Source organism: Burkholderia arboris (genome assembly GCF_902499125.1).
In the GTDB taxonomy this organism is placed as follows: Bacteria; Pseudomonadota; Gammaproteobacteria; order Burkholderiales; family Burkholderiaceae; genus Burkholderia; species Burkholderia arboris.
In genome coordinates, this window is record NZ_CABVPX010000001.1 from 51155 (window position 1) to 69187 (window position 18033).

The 18033-nt window shown below is 66.3% G+C and carries 16 protein-coding genes; 4 read left to right on the top strand and 12 right to left on the bottom strand.

All coding sequences use genetic code 11. From position 1 onward, the window contains the following. Nucleotides 1-4: 4 nt before the first annotated feature. The 5 genes from BLA15945_RS00255 to BLA15945_RS00275 are packed head-to-tail and all read right to left on the bottom strand — an operon-like array spanning nt 5 to nt 4638. The gene (locus tag BLA15945_RS00255) at nt 5-1105 is read right to left on the bottom strand and encodes an NAD(P)H-dependent flavin oxidoreductase (RefSeq protein ID WP_174991172.1); all 1101 of its coding nucleotides are present in this window, start codon (nt 1103-1105) and stop codon (nt 5-7) included. Beyond that, nucleotides 1102-2022: an enoyl-CoA hydratase gene (locus BLA15945_RS00260; protein WP_059240425.1), complete on the bottom strand. Its 921-nt coding sequence runs from the start codon at nt 2020-2022 to the stop codon at nt 1102-1104. The genes BLA15945_RS00255 and BLA15945_RS00260 overlap by 4 nt, the downstream gene beginning before the upstream one ends. An 8-nt stretch (nt 2023-2030) precedes the next feature. Then, nucleotides 2031-2828: a CoA-transferase subunit beta gene (locus BLA15945_RS00265; protein ID WP_174991173.1), complete on the bottom strand. Its 798-nt coding sequence runs from the start codon at nt 2826-2828 to the stop codon at nt 2031-2033. Between the two features lie 10 nt (nt 2829-2838). Continuing rightward, a complete protein-coding gene (locus tag BLA15945_RS00270) occupies nt 2839-3732 on the bottom strand; it encodes a CoA transferase subunit A (protein ID WP_059240423.1) in 894 nt (297 codons plus the stop codon). 9 nt (nt 3733-3741) lie between these two features. Further along, nucleotides 3742-4638 (bottom strand): VOC family protein, encoded by an 897-nt coding sequence (locus tag BLA15945_RS00275; protein WP_059240422.1) that lies wholly within the window; start codon nt 4636-4638, stop codon nt 3742-3744. Between the two features lie 203 nt (nt 4639-4841). On the opposite strand from BLA15945_RS00275, the gene BLA15945_RS00280 reads away from it, so the two are divergent. After that, on the top strand, nt 4842-6197 hold the full coding sequence (locus BLA15945_RS00280) for an acyltransferase family protein (protein ID WP_217468141.1): 1356 nt from the start codon (nt 4842-4844) through the stop codon (nt 6195-6197). A gap of 136 nt (nt 6198-6333) precedes the next feature. Here BLA15945_RS00280 and BLA15945_RS00285 read toward each other — a convergent pair whose 3' ends face one another. After that, entirely contained in the window at nt 6334-7074 is a 741-nt protein-coding gene (locus BLA15945_RS00285) for a hypothetical protein (RefSeq protein ID WP_174991175.1), read from the bottom strand. 935 nt (nt 7075-8009) lie between these two features. Here BLA15945_RS00285 and BLA15945_RS00290 point away from each other — a divergent pair. The 3 genes from BLA15945_RS00290 (at nt 8010) to BLA15945_RS00300 (ending at nt 10832) form a co-directional block, all read left to right on the top strand. Then, entirely contained in the window at nt 8010-8735 is a 726-nt protein-coding gene (locus BLA15945_RS00290; RefSeq protein ID WP_174991176.1) for a lysozyme inhibitor LprI family protein, read from the top strand. Between the two features lie 223 nt (nt 8736-8958). Then, complete coding sequence (locus BLA15945_RS00295; RefSeq protein ID WP_174991177.1) at nt 8959-9624, top strand: class I SAM-dependent methyltransferase; 666 nt, start codon at nt 8959-8961, stop codon at nt 9622-9624. Nucleotides 9625-9635: 11 nt separating this feature from the next. Then, entirely contained in the window at nt 9636-10832 is a 1197-nt protein-coding gene (locus BLA15945_RS00300; protein WP_233464091.1) for an acyltransferase family protein, read from the top strand. A gap of 131 nt (nt 10833-10963) precedes the next feature. Here BLA15945_RS00300 and BLA15945_RS00305 read toward each other — a convergent pair whose 3' ends face one another. Genes BLA15945_RS00305 through BLA15945_RS00330 form a run of 6 tightly spaced genes read right to left on the bottom strand, consistent with a single transcriptional unit; the run spans nt 10964 to nt 17934 of the window. After that, nucleotides 10964-11737: an SDR family NAD(P)-dependent oxidoreductase gene (locus BLA15945_RS00305; RefSeq protein WP_059240418.1), complete on the bottom strand. Its 774-nt coding sequence runs from the start codon at nt 11735-11737 to the stop codon at nt 10964-10966. 32 nt (nt 11738-11769) lie between these two features. After that, nucleotides 11770-13356 (bottom strand): FadD3 family acyl-CoA ligase, encoded by a 1587-nt coding sequence (locus tag BLA15945_RS00310; RefSeq protein WP_275054990.1) that lies wholly within the window; start codon nt 13354-13356, stop codon nt 11770-11772. Nucleotides 13357-13395: 39 nt separating this feature from the next. Next, on the bottom strand, nt 13396-14439 hold the full coding sequence (locus BLA15945_RS00315) for a ferredoxin--NADP reductase (protein WP_174991179.1): 1044 nt from the start codon (nt 14437-14439) through the stop codon (nt 13396-13398). Nucleotides 14440-14454: 15 nt separating this feature from the next. Further along, nucleotides 14455-14973, bottom strand: coding sequence for a flavin reductase family protein (locus BLA15945_RS00320; RefSeq protein ID WP_059240415.1), 519 nt, complete (start codon nt 14971-14973; stop codon nt 14455-14457). Beyond that, nucleotides 14970-16730, bottom strand: a complete 1761-nt coding sequence (locus tag BLA15945_RS00325) for an FAD-dependent oxidoreductase (RefSeq protein ID WP_059240414.1) — start codon at nt 16728-16730, stop codon at nt 14970-14972. Before BLA15945_RS00325 ends, BLA15945_RS00320 begins: the two co-directional genes overlap by 4 nt. Before the next feature lie 10 nt (nt 16731-16740). Next, nucleotides 16741-17934, bottom strand: a complete 1194-nt coding sequence (locus tag BLA15945_RS00330) for an acyl-CoA dehydrogenase family protein (protein ID WP_174991180.1) — start codon at nt 17932-17934, stop codon at nt 16741-16743. Nucleotides 17935-18033: the final 99 nt, after the last annotated feature.

An 18033-nucleotide genomic window follows, 5' to 3' on the forward strand; every position in this document is an offset into this window, starting at 1 on the left:
TGTGTCATGCGGCCTGCGCCGCTGCCGCGCCGCGCAACGCGGCCAGCGCATCGATCCGCTCGCAGGCTTCCGTGACGATCCGCGCGATCAGCGCGTCGCACGACTCGATCGCACCGATCATCGCGGCCGCCTGGCCGCTCGGCAGCACGCCTTCATCCGGGCGGCCCTCGACGATCGCGCGCTGGATCAGGAACGGCGCGTTCGCGGCCATCAGCGTCTGGCTCGCCGTGTAGTCATGCGAGCGCAGCGCCTTGATCGCGAGGCCGAGCATGTCGCCCGTGCTCAGCCCGTTCTGGCGCCGCCATGCCTCGGCGGTCTTCAACGCGAACCACGTGCGGCGCAGCGGGCCGAAGCGTTCGAGTTTCAGCAGATACGGGTTGTCGATCATTCGTTGCGGCAGCCCGTCGAGCGCGTCCGACACGCGGATGCGCGCCGGGTCGCCGACCGCGACGTAGCGGTCGAGCGTCTCGCGCGGCACCGGCGATTCGGCGCTCATCAGGAAGCGCGTGCCCATCGCGATGCCGGCCGCGCCGTACGCAAGCGCGGCAGCCAGTCCGCGCCCGTCGAAGAACCCGCCGGCCGCGACGACCGGCACGCGCACCGCATCGAGCACCTTCGGCAGCAGCAGCGTGGTCGGCACCGAGCCCGTGTGGCCGCCGCCTTCCGCACCCTGCACCGTCACGATGTCCGCGCCGAGTTCGACGGCCTTCGCCGCATGCTTCGGCGCGCCGACGGTCGGCATGCAGACGATGCCGGCGTCCTTGAAGCGGCGGATCGTCTTCGCATCGGGCCCGCGGCCGTAGCTGACCGCGCGCAGCCGGTGCTTGATCGCGAGATCGACCACCTGTGCGGCGTTCTTCTGGAACATGTGGAAATTGATACCGAACGGCTTGTCGGTCAGCGACTTCACCTTCAGGATCTCGGCCTCGACCTGCTCCGGCTCGATCGTCGCGCCCGCGAGGAAGCCGAAACCGCCGGCGTTCGCGGTCGCCGCGACGAGCCGCGCGTCGGCCACCCAGCCCATCGCGGTCTGCACGATCGGGTAACGGCAGCCGAGCAGGTCGCACAGCGGCGTATGCAGCGGGCTCTGAAGCGTCGTGCTCATGCGGCGGCTCCGTTGACGGCAACCGGGGCCGCCGCGTCGCCGCGATCCGCGCCGTTCGGCTGGCGCTGCGAGCTGGCCATGCTGCGCGCGTCGTAGCCGCCGAGACGATCGCCACTGACGAGTTCGTTGTGCGCATGCGCGAAGTGATGCCACGCGAACGCCGCATCCATTGCCGCGCGCTTGCCTTGCAGTTCCTCGACGTGGTTCAGCGCCTGCTTGGTGAGCGTGAGCCCGAGGCGCGGCATCGTCGCGATCTTCGCGGCGATCGCGTAGGTCGCGTCGCGCAGCCGCTCGCGCGGCACCACGCGGTTGACCATCCCCATCTGGTACGCGCGCTCGGCCGGCATCCGCTCGCCGAGGAACAGGAATTCCTTCGCGATGCGCGGGTTCAGCTCGTAGGCATGCGCGAAATACTCGACGCCCGGAATCCCCATCCGCACGACCGGATCCGCGAAGAACGCATCCTCCGACGCGACGATCAGGTCACACACCCACGCGAGCATCAGCCCGCCCGCGATGCATGCGCCCTGCACCATCGCGATCGTCGGCTTCGGCAGGTCGCGCCAGCGCCGGCACATCCCGAGGTATACCTCCTGCTCGCGTGCATACAGGAATTCGCCGCCTTCCTTGTCGACGTGGTCGTACCACAGCGACGCGCGATCGAACGATTCGTGGATGTCGCGGCCCGGCGTGCCGATATCGTGGCCCGCCGAGAAATGCTTGCCGGCGCCCGCGAGCACGATGGCCTTCACTGCGTCGTCGTGCGCCGCGCACCGGAACGCCGCGTCGAGCGCATACGTCATCTTCGAGTTCTGCGCGTTGTGATACTCGGGGCGGTTCATCGTGATCGTCGCGATGCCGTCCTCGACCGCGTAGTCGACGACACCGTCGCCGAACGTCATCTGGGTCGCTTCCATGTCGGATCTCATCCCCGGCGCGGCGCCGGATTGTTGCGCACGATCGTCGCGCGCAGGTTGTGCGGATCGAGCGCGCGCACGATGCGCAGGTCCTCCGCGTTCGGCGGCGCCGTCGTGCCGATCTCGGGTGCGGCGATCAACGGGAAGCCCGTTGCGTCCTGCACTTCGTCGAAGCTCACGCCGGGGTGCAGCGAACGCACGCGGATCGCATGGTCGGGGCCGCCGAAATCCATCACGCACAGGTCGGTGACGATGCTGCGCAGGTCGACGAAGGTCTTCATCCCCGGCATCCGGCGCGCCGGGTTGTAGCCGACCGTGCACACCATGTCGACTTCGCCGTCGACGAACGTGCGCTTGCCGTGGCCGCTGACGAAGAACGAGTTCGCGTGGTTCGTCGTATTGCCGGGGAAGCCGCGTGCGCCGAGCAGCTGGGTTTTCGGGCGGTCGTAGTCGTCGCCGAGCCACGAGATGTTGGCCTGGCCGAAACGGTCGATCTGCGTCGGCATCACGAGCGCATGGCGGCGGCCGTGCCACAGGCAGTCGAACACGCGCTCGTAGGTCATCCAGCCGCTCGCCTTCACGCGATAGCCGTCGGGGCGCGGGCCGAGCGGCACCGGCTCCTCGACGAGATACGCTTCGCCGTCGGTCAGCATCAGCCCGCTGTTGTACGCGAGCCGCGCGAGGCCGGCCGCGAGCCGCGGGCCCGTGCCGATGCCGGTCGCCAGCACTTCGCCGTCGTCGCGCCAGAGTCGCGCGGACGCGACGATCATCAGTTCCGCGAGGGAATGGTCGAGAGATTCGCTCACAGGCGCTCCTTTACAGAATCGGCAACGGCAGCGTCGTCACGTGCGACAGCCCGCCGACGCCTTCGAGGTACTGGCGTTCGTCCTGGCCGACCACGTCGCGCAGGTACGCCGCCGTTTTCGCATCGTCTTCCGCGCTGGCGCAGTACGCGCGCAGGTGCGGCAGGTCCCAGCCGTAGGCCGGCCCGCACGACGTCGGGTGCGCGCCGCCCGGCGCGTGCACGACGCCGTTGACGAGCGAGCGCTCGAACGGGTTGCGTTTGGCGGCATCGAGGTCTTCGCTCGCAAGCGATGCGTCGACCGTTTCCGACGACACGTAGCAGCGCTGCGCGGCGCGCGCCATCCACGCATCGAAGAACGGATCGGGGCCGTCGATGCGCGTGTTGCCCATCCGGTCGGCCGCATTCACGTGCAGCAGCGCGACGTCGAGTTCGATCGCCGGCATCGCGAGCAGCGTCTCGCCGTCGTCGTACGGCGATTGCACCGTGCGCAATTGCGGCGCGTGATCGAGCAGCGCGGTGCCGAGCCCGGCGCGCGTCGGCAGGAACGGCAGGCGCGCGGCCGCCGCGCGCAGGCCGAGCTGCAACATCCCTTCGTCGAGTTCGAGCACGTCGATACGGCCCTGTTCGCGGGCGCGGCGGAAATGCGGCTCGAGCGGGATCACGTCGAGCGACACGAAGCCGAACACCGCCTTGCGCACCTTGCCGGCCGCGCACAGCAGGCCGACATCGGCGCCGCCGTACGCAACGATCGTCAGGTCCTTCAGGTTCGAGCGCGCGATTTCGCGCACCAGCGCCATCGGCTTGCGCCGCGGCCCCCATCCGCCGATGCCGATCGTCATGCCGTCGGCGAGTTGCGCGACCACGTCGCGCGCGGACATCGTCTTGTCGAGAGGTTTCATCGTCATCGTGCTGGCTTACCGGTATCCGATGCTGAAATCGTGGCCCCACTGGCTCACCTTGGTGGCCTCGAACACCGCGTGCTTCGACCAGTCGACCGTGAGGCCGCCGAAGCCGTATTCGAGATCGAAGCCGCCGGGGGTCTTCATGTAGAAAGAGATCATCTGGTCGTTGCAGTGGCGGCCGAGCGTCGCGGACATCTTCACGTCGTGCGCGGCGACGCGATCCAGCGCGCGGCCCACTTCGTCCATCGAGTCGACTTCGGTCATCACGTGCACGCAACCCGACGGCACGGCCATCTCGAACAGCGCGAGGCTGTGATGGCGCGCGTTGCGGCAGTGCATGAAATGGATGCGCTTTTCCGGTTCGGCCGGATCGGGCGTGAACTTCACGCGGTAGATGTCGGACAGCTCGAAGCCGAGCACGCCGCGCACGAACGCGTCGGTCGCATCGAACTGCGGTGCGGGCAGCACCGCGTGGCCGAGCCCCATGTCGCCGGTGACGAACCGTGCGACGCCCAGCGGCGACACGAAGCGGCGGAAGTCGCAGCGCGCGCCCCAGTACAGCTCGTGGCGGTTGCCGGACGGGTCGCTACACCACGCCATCGCCTGCACGCGGCGCAGCGCGGCTTCGTCGCGCGTCGCGCGCACCGGCTCGACGCCCGCGCGCTGCAGTGCCGCCAGCGCGGCGTCGAATGCGGCGCCGTCGGGCAATTCCCAGCCCGACGCGAAATAGCGGTCGGTCGCGCCGGGGACGATCACGTAGCGGAAATCACGCTCGTCCATCTTCAGGTACAACGCGCCGTCGGGCGCATCGAGCGCCTGCATGCCCAGCACGTCTTCCGCGTAGCGGCGCCACGCATCGACGCGCGTCGCCTCGACGACGACGTAGCCAAGCGCACGGACATCGATCATGTCGGCCTCCTCCTGGTTCAGAATCCGTTGTTCGTGTAAGGATTCTGGCCGGTCGGGGGTGGCGTTACATCGTCTGTTGGGACGAGAGAAGCGGCGGGAAAAAGCCGGGGTGGCGGCGCGAACGGTGTGCCGGACGGGGATCCGGTGGCAGGGTGCGGCGCGAGCGGCTGCCGCGAGGTCGTACGGTCCGGGCATCGGCCGGATTGCGTCCCGGAAGACGATCGCGCCCTTGTTCCCAATGCGAACGAACGGGCTGCCCCCGCCGGCGCGGCCTTGTCGCGGCTGCCGGGCCGGAGAATTCACCGCAGGCACTTTTGTTAAACTTCGCCGTCCAACCGCCTCTTTCACCGATGACGAAGTACGCCCCTTCCTCCCCAAGCCAGCGTGTATTCGGACTGGATGTACTGCGCTCGGTCGCCGTCCTGCTTGTGCTGGCCTGTCACACGGTCGCGCATGGCGCACCGCCCGCGTGGCTGAAGTGGTATTTCTGGGCTCAAGGGACCATCGGCGTCGAGATCTTCTACGTGCTGAGCGGCTTTCTCATCGGCAGCATACTCATCAAGTCATACAAAACCGGCAAGCTCCGGGCGCCGCGCGACATTCTCGATTTCTGGAAACGTCGTTGGGCACGAACGCTGCCGCTTTATGCGTTCTTCCTGCTCGTCTATCTTCGGTTCGACTACCACGGCCCGGCCACCCTCGACGTCGCGTGGCCGTTCTTCCTGTTCCTGCAGAACCTGGCCTGGCCGATGGCGCCGTTCTTCGAGCACTCGTGGAGCCTCGCCGTCGAAGAATGGTTCTATCTGCTGCTGCCGTGCGCGTTTCTTGCCGCGCTCACGGTACTCAGGACGAACGGGCGGGCGTTGCTCGCGACCTGCGCCGCATTCATCGTGCTGCCGCTCTGCGCCCGGATCTATTTCGGCTGGCACGCGCAATCGCTGGCCGATGTCGATCGTTACGTGCGATCCATCGTGATCTGCCGCCTCGACTCGCTGTTCATCGGCGTCATTGCCGCCTATCTGCGCATCGAGCGGCCCGCGATGTTCGCCCGTTTCGCGAAGTCCTGGAAAATGCCGCTGGCGTTGTTTGTCGGCCTGACGTTCTATTTCGCGTTCGGTGCGCCCTATCTCGCCGGCAACGGCCTCCTGCGTGTGATGTTCTTCCCGATGCTGTCGATCGTCATCGCCGCGCTGCTGCCCGCAGCGATGCAGGTTCGCACATCCGGCAGCCGTCTGTTCGACCGTTTCATCGGCTGGACCAGCAAGATTTCGTATTCGCTGTATCTCGGTCACATCTGCATGCTGACGCTCGGGCTCGGTCTCTTTGCCAGTCGCGGCATCTCCGTTGACGGGCAGCTCGCGACGGCCGCGCTCTACATCACGCTTGTCTGCCTGTACTACGCATTCGCGACCCTGACCTACACGTTCATCGAACAACCTTATATTCGCCTTCGAGACAGATCGATGGGGAACACCGACGATCGCAGCGGCGCGGTTGCGATCACGAGCGACAAGCATACGGCCCGAACCGAACCCGAGAAAGTCGCCGGATACCATTGATGCGTCGCATACGGAAACAGCCGCCGGCCGCGCAGCTTGCCGGCGGATCCGATGGCGGCTCCCGGATTGCGGGCAACCGCCGGCACGGCCTTGCCGGCAATACCGTACCCGGAAAGTACGGCGACCGCGCATCCGCTCAGAACCGGTACGAAATCCCGATCTGCAAGACCGGATACCACCGATATCGCGACATCACCTGTCGCAGTTCATCGAGCCCGCTCGCGACCAGGACCTGACTCTTCGCCGGCCCGGCCGCGGCAGCCAGTTCGGGCGACAGCGTGTACGAGCACTTCGGGATCCCGTACGCGACACCGATATCGGCGACGAATCCAAGCCCCTTCGACGCCGGCCGGTGCCCGTAGCCGATCCCGACATACGGCATCACGGTCGGATAGCGCGCTTCCGCCACCGCGTACATCCCCGGCAGCGCCGGATAGCGCTTGCCGCCGAACACGTAGGTCCCGTTGGTCGGCACCGACACGCCGCGCAGCTCGTCGTCGTTGAAGCGCAGCCCGATCGTCGCCCGGAAGCCGCTGCCGTGCCACGGAAAGATGTCCGCGTACAAGCCGCCCTGGCGCAGTTTCAGGTCGTCCTGATAGCGATTGCCGGCCACCGTGAAGTCATGCGAAAGGTCGATCGCATTGAAATCGGCATGCGCACCCAGCATCGAATTGAAGCTCACGGCAGCCCCGATGCCGACGCCTTGCGTGCCGCCCTGCAGGTAAATTTCCTGCGCGTGCGCGCTCGCGACGAACATCACCGCGACCGCTGCCCATTGGTTCACTGTCGTTTTCACGGGCGCCTCTCCCGACTTGTGCCGGGCGCGACGCTTCGCGCCCGCGGCCTTCGTCGCGATGCGCGGTGCGAACCCCGGCACGACACCTTGCAAGCACGCTTGCTGTTCGACGGATCGGGAACGCGGTGCGCCGTGCGCATGACCGATACCTCATGCGCGGCGCATGCGCCGTGACACGCGGCGCCCGCGATCCGATCCGATTCCCCGTTTGTTTCAATGTCGCTCCACGCCGCCGATGCACTGATCGTTCTGGCGAGATTCGTCTGCACAGGCGGCACCGGGTCAATCGCAAGGCACGTGCCATATAACGCAAACCCACGCGTGGCAAGCGTCGCGGCTCAACACGCGCTATCGCGCAGCGCGAAACAGGGGGAAATGTTTCAGGAACGCATCGATATTCGGCGCGCAAACCCGCCACGCGCGATTGTGTGCGCACGCATCGATATCGCGATGCGCGCAAAACAAGGCCGGGCGGCCGTCAGCGCGAGTTCGTCACCGTTACCGCCGGGCACACGTGGCGGCATGCATCGAAGAAGCGTTGCAAAGGTGCGACCTCGCACGAAGCGCGTGCGAGGTCGACGCGCAAGCTTGCCCGGCGAGTCAGGGTGAATACGGATGCCGGTGTGTTCTCATGCAAACGCAATCGCGGCATGCAGATTTACCGAATTTTTGTATTCGCATCCGAACATAGTGCCTTGGTACAATCCATTGACCAAGACAGGTTGATTTAGAAATCCACACCGCCACCAAAAAATTGCGGGCGATACATTTCACCTCGCATATCCGGGAAAACCATCGGAAATTAATAATATCAATCGACTATCGGGGGAATTGTGAAACAAATAGCACTTATTCTATTGGCTGCAACCCTTGTAATCGGTTGCAATTCGAAGCAATCCGACAACAGTGCTCCGTCGTCAGCGGCGAGCCCCAGTACGTCAAGCGACACCTCCACGCCACTGCAACCGTCTCCAGCTGTAGCTCGTGTGCCGCAGCCCCCTTCACACAACTATGCAATGAGCCAAGATGGCACGTATGGTTACGAGCCTGCGCTTAGTGAAGATGACGTACGGGCAGGAAAAGCGGCGAAGGCGCTTGTCATGATGCGCTACGTCGGCGTTAGGGATGGCAACTATATTCTGCTCTTGGTCGACGAAGACAATCCGAACATTTCTAATCGTATTACTTGTTCGGCGCCCTGTAATTTTGCCAAGTCGCAAACCATGGCCGGCGACTCGATTCTGAAAACCGAAACTATACGGGTTGTACCTAACTCCCTGATCGGTGCGATGATCGAAGATGCAATGGCAGGGCAACTAACACCCTATGGTCAACGCACGCCAACATCGAATCAAGCTCAACAGTCGGCAATGCCCGCACTCTCGACACCATCAACCCTGCCTGCCGCTCAGCCAGTGGCAAGCCAATCTACAAGCGACGCAACGACTTCCGCTCTGCAGCAAACAAGCTTCGACTGTACAAAAGCCAAGTCCATTCCAGAATTTCTCATCTGCCACGATCCGGATCTCGCTGCGTCCGACCGCGATCTTGCCGCGACATACCAACAAGCAAAAGATGCCGTCGTCGACAAGTCGGCCTTCGTGGATCGAACACGCAAACAGTGGAACTTCCGCGAGAAGAATTGTCGCGACAAGGAATGCCTGACATCGTGGTACGCCTACCAGAAACGCGTGCTAACGAAGATCGCGCAAACCGGCGACGTTAACGTCCAAGACAACTGAGGCGACTTGGGTGACTCCAAAGCCCGCTTGTCCGAGCGGGCATTTTTGTCCGATATCCAGTGCCGTGCTCACGGCACCAGGAATCACAATCCTGTATTCCATCCCCATCCGGAAAGGCCTCCGATTACCGCGCGGATCCTCGCAACACCCAATATTTCGTCGCCCGATGACAGCCTGCCAGCGGATGATAGAATCGTCCGTCCATACCCTCTGGACGGACACAATGCAAAAATTGCAGTGGTCTAGCGGAATCGATAACGAAATCGAATTCTGGTCGAAGTGGTTGGAGACAAAGGGCGGTGCGTGGCCAGAAGACTTTCAGTTCCGCATCAACCCCGACACCGAAGTACATCAGTGGATGGCCGAACTGCTGAACGGCATCCCGAATCCGAAGATCCTCGACGTGGGCGCCGGCCCGATGACGGTGCTGGGCAAGAAGATGAACGGCCTGCCGCTGGACATCACCGCCGTCGATGCGTTGGGTGACCTGTACAGCCGCCTGGATTTCCCCTCAGGGCTTCCCCTCATCAAAACCCGGCAGTGCGAAAGCGAGTGCCTGACCACGATGTTCCCGGCCGACACGTTCGACCTGACTTATGCGAAGAACACGCTTGACCACAGCTACAATCCGGTCGAAGCGTTTCGGCAGATGATCGCCGTGACGAAACCCGGTGGCTTCATCGCGACCGAGCATGCAGCGAACGAGGCGCTGAACGAGAACTGGGAAGGCTTCCACCAGTGGAACTTCCACGTCGTCGGGCGCGACTTCAAGATTTCGGATCGAACGGATACCTTCAGCGTCTCGCAGGCGATCGAAGGCATCGCGCAGATCGTTGAACTGTCCCCGGATCATTCCGACTACATCGGTTGCGTGATCCTGAAGCTTTAGCCGATACATCAGTGACGACCCATCAGAACAACACGGGTGCGCAACCGCGCACCCCGCTTCCCCGTGACTTCAACATGCCGAGCGACGTTCCCTATCTGAACGGCTTGCGCGGCATTGCCGCAACCTGGGTCGTCATCGCCCACTGCATGATCTGGGGCGGGTGGACGCTCACCGCGATACCGGACCCGAAGATCGCCGTCGATCTGTTCATGACGATCTCAGGCTTTCTGATGGCCTACAACGCCCGCCGACGAGAGTCGATCGAGCCCATGACGCACCCCGCCACCTGGGCCCGGTTCTATATCCGCCGGTACTTCCGCATCGCACCGGCCTATTACCTGTCGCTCGCGTTCGCGGTCCTCGCATCGGCGCCCTTTTTCGACGGCTACAAGGCACTCCAGTCGATGAACCCCGGATTCTGGGGAAGCGGCGGCATTTACGATCCGTACACGATCAGGTTCACCGCGGCCAATCTGCTCGCCCATGTCACGTTCGTTTTCGGAGCGATACCGAAATACACGTTTGCGACCATGCTGCCCGACTGGAGCCTCAGCCTCGAGATGCAGTTCTATCTCGCGTTCCCGCTGCTCTATCTGCTGATGCGGAAAGTCGGCCCGCTGACGGCGTCGATCGTACTGGCCGCCCTCGCGCTCGCGGCAAGCCACGCGCTCGCCGGCGTGTTTCCGGAGCCGGGCTTCCTGCCGTTGAAGCTCTCGCTGTTCGTGACCGGCATGCTGATCGCCGAGATTCCGTTCGGCACGGACAAAACCGCCACGATCCTGATCGGCATGCTGGCGTTGCTGCTGCCGTTCGCTCAAACGTCGAGCTACGCTGCCCAGTCGTGGCTCCTTCCGGTCATTTCCGCGTCGCTATACGCGCTGACGGTCAACCGGAAACCGGTGTCGTCGCTGCTGCAACCCGTCGCGAACCGCCTCGGCGGCCGGCATGCCCATGCGCTATCGGATGCCTCGTACGGCATGTATCTTTTTCACGGCTTCTTCATCGCGTTGACCGGATTGGTGCTGTCGGGCGAGTTTCCCCGCCTGGCGGCACACGGCAACATCAGGACGATCGTCCTGTTGGCCGTTGCGTTGCCGGGCTCGCTGCTGGTATCCCCGCTCATCCACCGCTTCGTGGAGCAACCGGGTATCGCGCTGGGCAGAAACGCAGCCGCATTCCTGTCGCAGCGCACCTCGGGATCGCGCTGAGTCGGCGACGGAAGGCATCGGTCCGGTCATGCCGGCGTGCGCCGCGATACCGCAGGCATGACCGGCCCGCCAATGCAAAGGCCGCTCGCAACGAGCGGCCCGTCCGGCACGATCGGTCGGCCGCGCGACAGCTACAGCCCGTACCCCCCGGAAACATTCAACTGCTGCCCCGTCACATAATCAGCCCGATCCGACGCCAGGAACACGGCCGCCCGCCCGACGTCGTGCGCCTTCCCCCAGCGCTTCAGTGCGAGCATCTTCTGCGTCTCGTCGATCCACGCCTGGTCGAACTGCCCCTGTTCGAGCAGCACCGGAAACATCCCGGCCTCGATCACGCCGACCAGGATCGAATTCGCGCGAATGTTGTAACGCCCTTCCTCGCGCGCCAGCCCCTTGACCAGCGCCTCGTTCGCCGCCTTCGGCGCGACCGACAGCCCGTCGCGATCGGGCCAGCGCAGGTGTCCGGCCGAGCCGAGCGTCACGAACGACCCGCCGCCCGATGCGCGGAAATGCGGCAGCGCAGCCTTCGCGGCCACGAAGAAACCGATCGTCTCGACATCGATCGCGCGGCGCCAGTCGTCGTGCGTCATGTCGCCGATATGGCGCTGGTTCACGAACGGGCCGGCGGCCCACACGACCGTGTGCACGCGACCATGCGCGTCGATCGCGGCTGCGAGCGCGGCATCGACCTGCGCGGGATCGGTCACGTCCACGCAGTGCGTGGTGGCCGCCGCGCCTTCGCCGCGAACGTCGCGCGCGACGCGCTCGGCGACGTCGGCCTTGCTGCGATAGCCCACCGCGACCGGTACGCCGGCGCGCGCAAATTCGAGCGCGACGCCCTGCCCGATCCCTCCGCTACCGCCGAACACGAGTACCGCGCCCGGCGGAAATCCGTTGTCGTTCATGCGTTCATCCCGTTCATGTGTCGCCTCATCGCTCAGGCCGCCGCCTCGGTCGCTGCGCGCAGCCGGTACTTCAGCACCTTCCCCGCCGCGCTCGTCGGCAGTTGCTCGACGAACGTGAAAAAGCGCGGCACCTTGTAGTTCGCCATGTTGCTGCGCGCCCAGTCGTTCAGCGCATCGGCATCGGCCTGCGCGCCCGGGCGCAGTACGACATACGCGTGACCGACCTCGCCGAGGCGCGTATCGGGCACGCCGACCAGCGCGACCTGCGCGATCGCCGGATGCGCGGCGAGCAGCCGCTCGATCTCCGCCGGATAGCAATTGAAGCCGCCGACGATGAACATGTCCTTGATGCGGTCGGTGATCTTCAGGTTGCCGTTCGCATCGACGCAGCCGAGATCGCCGGTATGAAGCCAGCCATCGGCATCGACGGTCTCGCGCGTCGCGTCCGGCTGGTTGAAGTAACCGCGCATCACGTTGTAGCCGCGCACCCAGATTTCGCCGGTCTCGTCCGGCCCGAGCGGCACGCCGCCCGGCCCCGCGATGCGCAGCTCGACGCCCGGCATCGGCCGGCCCGACGTATAGGCAACCGTCTCCGCATCGTCGCCTTGACGGCACAACGTCGCGAAGCCGCACGATTCGGTCAGTCCGTAGCCGGTCAGCACCGTCTCGAAGCCGAGCTCCGCACGCATCCGCTCGATCAGGCTCGGAGCGATCGCCGCTGCCCCCGTCACCGCGATCCGCAGCGACGACAGGTCGCGCGTCGCGCGATCGGGCGCGTCGAGCAGCGCGTAGTACAGCGTCGGCGGGCCGGGCAACACCGACACGCGGTCGTCGGCCACGCGCCGCAGCACGTCGGCCGGCTGGAACACGAGATGCGGCAGCACGGTCGCGCCGCTCGACAGCGCGGCGAGCCAGCCGGCCTTGTAGCCGAACGTGTGGAAAAACGGATTGACGATCAGGTAGCGGTCGTCCTGCCGTACACCCGCGATCGCCGCCCACGCCTGCGCGGCGCGCAGGTTCTGGCCGTGCGCGGTCATCACGCCTTTCGGGCGGCCCGTCGTGCCGGACGTGAACATCAGGTCCATCACGGTGTCGGGCGTGACCTGCGCCTCGCGTTCGCGCACCGCGGCAAGCGGCACCGCCGCGCCGCGTGCGAGAAATGCGTTCCAGGTCTCGTCGCGCGCGCCTGAAGGCGGTTCGCCGTCGAATACGACAACGCGCTCGAGCATCGCAGGCCGGTGCGGCGCGAGCATCGCCGGATACGATTCGCCGAGGAAGGTGCCGCAGCAGAACAGCAGCCGCACGCCGCCGTCGTGCAGGATGCCGCCGACCTCCATCCCCTTCATTCGCGTATTGACCGGCACGAGAATCGCGCCGACCGTATGGATCGCCAGCGCCGCGACGATCCATTGCGGCAGGTTCGGCGCCCAGACCGCCACACGGTCGCCGGCGTCGATACCGCTCGCCAGCAGCGCACGGGCCGCATCGAGTCGTGCGGCATCGAGTTCCGCGTAGGTCAGCCGGCCGTGCTCCGACTCGATCGCCGGATGCGCGCCGTGGCGCGCGGCAGCCCGCGCGATCAGCGCGGGCGTGGTCAGGATTTCGTTGTCCATCGTCATAGATCAAGGTTGCCGTGCGCGCCGCCGGCGCGGCACGGCTCAGTCGGGAAACACCACGCGCAGCGCATCGCTCGCGGGCCGCGCGCAACAGGCGAGCGTCCAGCCGGCCGCAATCTCGTCGTCGTCGAGCACGTGGTTGCTGTCGAGCACGACCTCGCCGCGCTCGATCCGGCACATGCACGCGCCGCATTGCCCCATCCGGCAGGAATTCGGCGCAGGGACACCCGCACGCAGCATCGCATCGAGCAGCGTTTCGCCGGGCGCACTGTCGAACGCGAATGCGTCGCCGTCGAGCACCGTCTCGATCGCCGCGCCGTCGCCGGACGCCGCCGTTGCCGCGGCTTGCGCCGCGGTGTCGGCCTGCGCCGGCGCATCGGGCAGCGACGCGAATCGCTCGACATGCACGCGCGCACGCGGCAACCCGAGGCCGAGCATCGCGGCCAGCGCGTTCTCCATGAACAGCGCGGGCCCGCAGATGAACGTCTCCTGCTGGCTGAACGGCCGCGCGAGCTCCTCGAGGTGACGCTGCTGCGGAATCCCCTGCACGCTGTCGAGCCAGTGGATCACGCGCACGCGGCCCGGATGACGCTGCGCGAGCTGCTGCAGCTCGTCGCGGAAAATCACCGAGCGTTCGTCGCGGTTCGCATAGATCAGCGTCAGCATCCCGCGCCCGCGCACGAGCGCCGATTTCAGGATCGACAGCACCGGCGTGATGCCGCTGCCGCCCGCGAACAGCAGCAGGTCGCCGTCGAGCGTGCGTGGCGTGAACACGCCGGCCGGCGGCAGCACGTCGAGCGCGTCGCCTGCCTTCACGCGGTCGCACAGCCAGTTCGACGCGCGGCCGTCGCGCACGCGCTTGACGGTGATCTTCGGCGCCGCGTCGATGCCGGGTGCGCTCGACAGCGAATAGCAGCGCGCGACGGTCGCGTCCGCACACGGCACGTTCAGCGTCAGGAACTGCCCGGGCCGGTACGTGAATGCGTCACGTAGCCCGGCCGGTACGTCGAACACGAACGAACACGCGTCGTCGCTTTCGGCAATCACTTCGGCCACGGTCAGCCGGTGGAAGCGTGGATCGCTCATGGCCAGATCCTTGCGTCACGCGGCCACACGGGCCACCGGCGCGCCGGGCGTCGTATACGCGCCGTCGAGATAGACGAGCGGATCGACGTCACCGCTCATCAGCACCTCGCGGATGCGCCCGATGAACACCGTATGCGTGCCGTATTCGAAACGGCCGTCCTGCTCGCACACGAGGCTTGCCTGCGAATCGCGCAGGTACGGCACGCCGTGCGGCGACGTATCCCAGTCGCCGGTCGTGAAGCGCGCCTCGCCCTTCAGGCGGCCGCTGCAGTCGATCGCGATGCCTTCGTGCCGCGCGGACAGCACGTTCACGCAGAACGGCGCGCCCGCATCGAGCGGTGGATACAGCGACGCGGTGCGGTTGATGCAGATCAGCAGCGAAGGCGGATCGGTCGACAACGAATCGACCGCCGTCGCGGACATCGAGTAGCGCCGGCCGTCGTGCGTGCTACTGATGACCGTGACGGAGCGCGCGAGGCGGCGCATCGCGAGCAGCATGTCGGTGCGCAGTGGATGGTTGGTGAGATCGCTCATGATCGGACTCCGTCAAGTTCAGTCGTGGATGGCCGGGCCTGCCGGCCTCCGGCCTCGGCTGCGCGAGCAGCCAGGTGGTCGGCGGCGAGATACCCGAAGGTCATCGCCGGACCGAGCGTCGAGCCCGCGCCGGGGTAGCTCGTGCCCATCACCGATGCGCTGGTGTTGCCGATCGCATAGAGGCCGTCGATCGGCTCGCCATCGGCACGCAGCACGCGGGCGTGCACGTCGGTGACGAGCCCGCCCTTCGTGCCGATATCGCCCGCATCGACCCGCGCCGCGTAGAACGGCGCTTCGTCGACCGGCCCGAGACACGGGTTCGGCGTATTGCGCGGATCGCCGTAGTAGGTGTCGAACGCGTTGTCGCCCTTGCCGAACGCTTCGTCGACGCCGGTGGCCGCGTAACGCGCCATGTCGCGCAGCGTGTCGTGCAGGCCGGCCGCGTCGACACCGATCTTCGCGGCAAGCGCATCGATCGTGTCGGCCTTCACGAGTACCTCGCGAAACGCTTGCGGAATCCGCGCATCGGGCATCATGGACGCCGGCATGACCGGCCCGCACGGATACTTGCGGCGAAAGCGCGCGTCGAACACCATCCACGCGGGCACGGTCGCGCCGGTGCGCGCATGGTCGCGATACATCGCGGGCACGAATTCCGAATACGGCGCGGCTTCGTTGACGAAGCGCTTGCCGAGACCGTTGACGATCACGCAGCCCGGCAGGTTGCGTTCGACGAACAGCCCGCGCTGCTTCTCCTCGCCCGCGACGCGGACCGTCGGCACACCCCACACGTGCTCCATCAAATCCAGCGCGCCGCCGAGCCGGTGGCCTTCGGCGATCGCGTCGCCGGTGTTGGACGGCGGCGTCGCGCTCCACTGCGCCTGGGTCGGTTGCGGCAGGTAGCGCTCACGCATCGGCTGGTTGCGCTCGAAGCCGCCCGCGCCGAGGATCACGCCGTGCCGCGCGGCGATCGTCACCGGCTGCCCGAAGCGTTGCGCGCGCACGCCCGTCACGCGGCCGTCCACATCGAGCAGGTCGCGCATCGGCGTGTCGAGCCACACGGGCACGCTGCGGTCGAGCAGCGCACGACGCAAGCCGCCGATCAACGCGTTGCCGAGCGTCAGGCGCCGGTCGCGCCGCGTGCGGCGGCGCATGCCGAAATCGAGCCAGTAGCGGCCGAACTGCCTGATCGTGAGCGTCATGAAGCCGGGGCCGCGCGCAAACAGCGTGTGCGCTTCCTTCGACGTCACCGCGAGACGCCCGAAGATCAGCGTGCCGGGCGACGGCGGCCGCAGCCGGTCGAACTCGTCGCCGAGCAGCCCGCCGTCGAACGGCATCGGATCGAGCGCGCGATAGCCCGGCATCGCGCCCGGCAGCTTCTGGAAATAGTCCGCGTATTTCGGCAACGCCTGGAAGCGCACGGGTGTCTTCGATTCCAGATAGCGCAGCATCTCCGGCGCGCGATCAAGATACGCGTCGAGCCGCTCGGGTGTCGACGCGCCGGCCACGCACGCGTCGACATAGCCGCGCGCGGCCTCGCGCGAATCGGTCGCACCGAGTTCGGCGATATGGTGGTTGCACGGAATCCAGATGCCTCCGCCCGAAACGGCCGACGTGCCGCCATACAGCGCCGTCTTCTCGATCACGACGACGGACAACCCGTGGTCGGCCGCGCGGCACGCGGCGAGCAGCGCGCCCGCGCCCGAGCCGACGACGACCACGTCGAACGTGTATTGCTGTGCTTGCGTGTCGTTCATCACGGCCTCGTCAGATGAAGAAGTCCGTGTTTTCGCGGCCGAGCATCACCGCGCCGAGGTTCTGGCCGAAGCGGTCCACGTTGTTCGCGTAGTGCGCGCGGGCCGCGTGCAGATCGAGGAAGCGGCGCACCAGCGGATTGCGGTGATAGATGCCGTTGCCGCCCGCATAGCGCAGCAGCGTATTCGCGGCCTGCGCGCAGCGCTCGGCGACCTGTGCGGACTGGTAACGGAAATGCACGCGACGCTCGATCGACACGGCGGGCCCGCCGGTCACCGACGCCATCAGTTCCGCGAAATTGCGCTTGAGCAGCACCTTCATCTCGTCGATCGCGACGGCCGCGTTCGCACACGCGTTCTGCGCGCCCGGATCGTCGGTCGTCTTCGCGCCGCTGTTCGCGGACACGCGCGTTGCCGCATAGCCGGTGAAATCGTCGAGCGCGCCCTGCAGCGCGCCGATGCACGACGTGCACACCGCGCGCACGAAGATCTGCGCGAACGGCAGCTTGAACAGCGGCGCGTCGTTGAGGGCGAGACCGGGGCTCGTGCCCATCATCCCGTCGATCGCCTTGTGCGTGCGGTACGCAGGCACGAACGCGTCGTCGACGACGATGTCGTGGCTGCCGGTCGCGCGCAGGCCGAGCACGTCCCAGTCCTGCTGGATCCGGTAGTCGGATTTCGGCAGCAGAAAGGTCCGGTATTCAGGCGGCTGGCCGGCTTCGGCCGGTGGCACCAGCGCACCGAGGAACACCCATTCGCACAGTTCGCTGCCGCTCGAGAACTTCCAGTGGCCCGACAGGCGGAAGCCGCCGTCGACCGGCGTCACGCGACCGACCGGCATGTAGGTCGACGCGATCAGCGTCGCCGGATCGTGGCCCCATACGTCCTGCTGCGCGCGTTCGTCGAACAGCGCGAGCTGCCAGTTGTGCACGCCGACGACGCCGTACACCCACGCGGTCGACATGCAGCCGCGCGCGAGCGCCATCTGGATGTCGAAGAAGGCCTGCGGATCGAGCTCGTGGCCGCCGTAGCGCTTCGGCTGCAGCACCTTGAAGAAGCCGGCGGCCTGCATGTCGGCGATCGTCTCGGCGGGGATGCGGCCCTGCGCTTCCGCCTGCGCGGCGCGGCCGGCCAGTATCGGCGCCAGTGCCTCGGCCCGGGCGATCAGCGTGGCAGCCAATGCGTTCGAATCGTTGTCGCGATGCACGAATGTCTCCTGTGGAACGGGGGCTGCGCCGTGGCACCCGCCCCGCTCTCGTTCAAAGTTGTTCGGCGCGGCCTGGCCGCGGGCGATGCTCGCCACCAC

Coding starts and splice junctions, on each gene's coding strand:
- BLA15945_RS00310 (WP_275054990.1), bottom strand. CDS start 13,356: ATGACGATGGACAACGAAATCCTGACCACGCCCGCGCTGATCGCGCGG.
- BLA15945_RS00255 (WP_174991172.1), bottom strand. CDS start 1,105: ATGAGCACGACGCTTCAGAGCCCGCTGCATACGCCGCTGTGCGACCTG.
- BLA15945_RS00320 (WP_059240415.1), bottom strand. CDS start 14,973: ATGAGCGATCTCACCAACCATCCACTGCGCACCGACATGCTGCTCGCG.
- BLA15945_RS00270 (WP_059240423.1), bottom strand. CDS start 3,732: ATGACGATGAAACCTCTCGACAAGACGATGTCCGCGCGCGACGTGGTC.
- BLA15945_RS00295 (WP_174991177.1), top strand. CDS start 8,959: ATGCAAAAATTGCAGTGGTCTAGCGGAATCGATAACGAAATCGAATTC.
- BLA15945_RS00325 (WP_059240414.1), bottom strand. CDS start 16,730: ATGAACGACACGCAAGCACAGCAATACACGTTCGACGTGGTCGTCGTC.
- BLA15945_RS00315 (WP_174991179.1), bottom strand. CDS start 14,439: ATGAGCGATCCACGCTTCCACCGGCTGACCGTGGCCGAAGTGATTGCC.
- BLA15945_RS00305 (WP_059240418.1), bottom strand. CDS start 11,737: ATGAACGACAACGGATTTCCGCCGGGCGCGGTACTCGTGTTCGGCGGT.
- BLA15945_RS00275 (WP_059240422.1), bottom strand. CDS start 4,638: ATGATCGATGTCCGTGCGCTTGGCTACGTCGTCGTCGAGGCGACGCGC.
- BLA15945_RS00260 (WP_059240425.1), bottom strand. CDS start 2,022: ATGGAAGCGACCCAGATGACGTTCGGCGACGGTGTCGTCGACTACGCG.
- BLA15945_RS00290 (WP_174991176.1), top strand. CDS start 8,010: ATGAGCCAAGATGGCACGTATGGTTACGAGCCTGCGCTTAGTGAAGAT.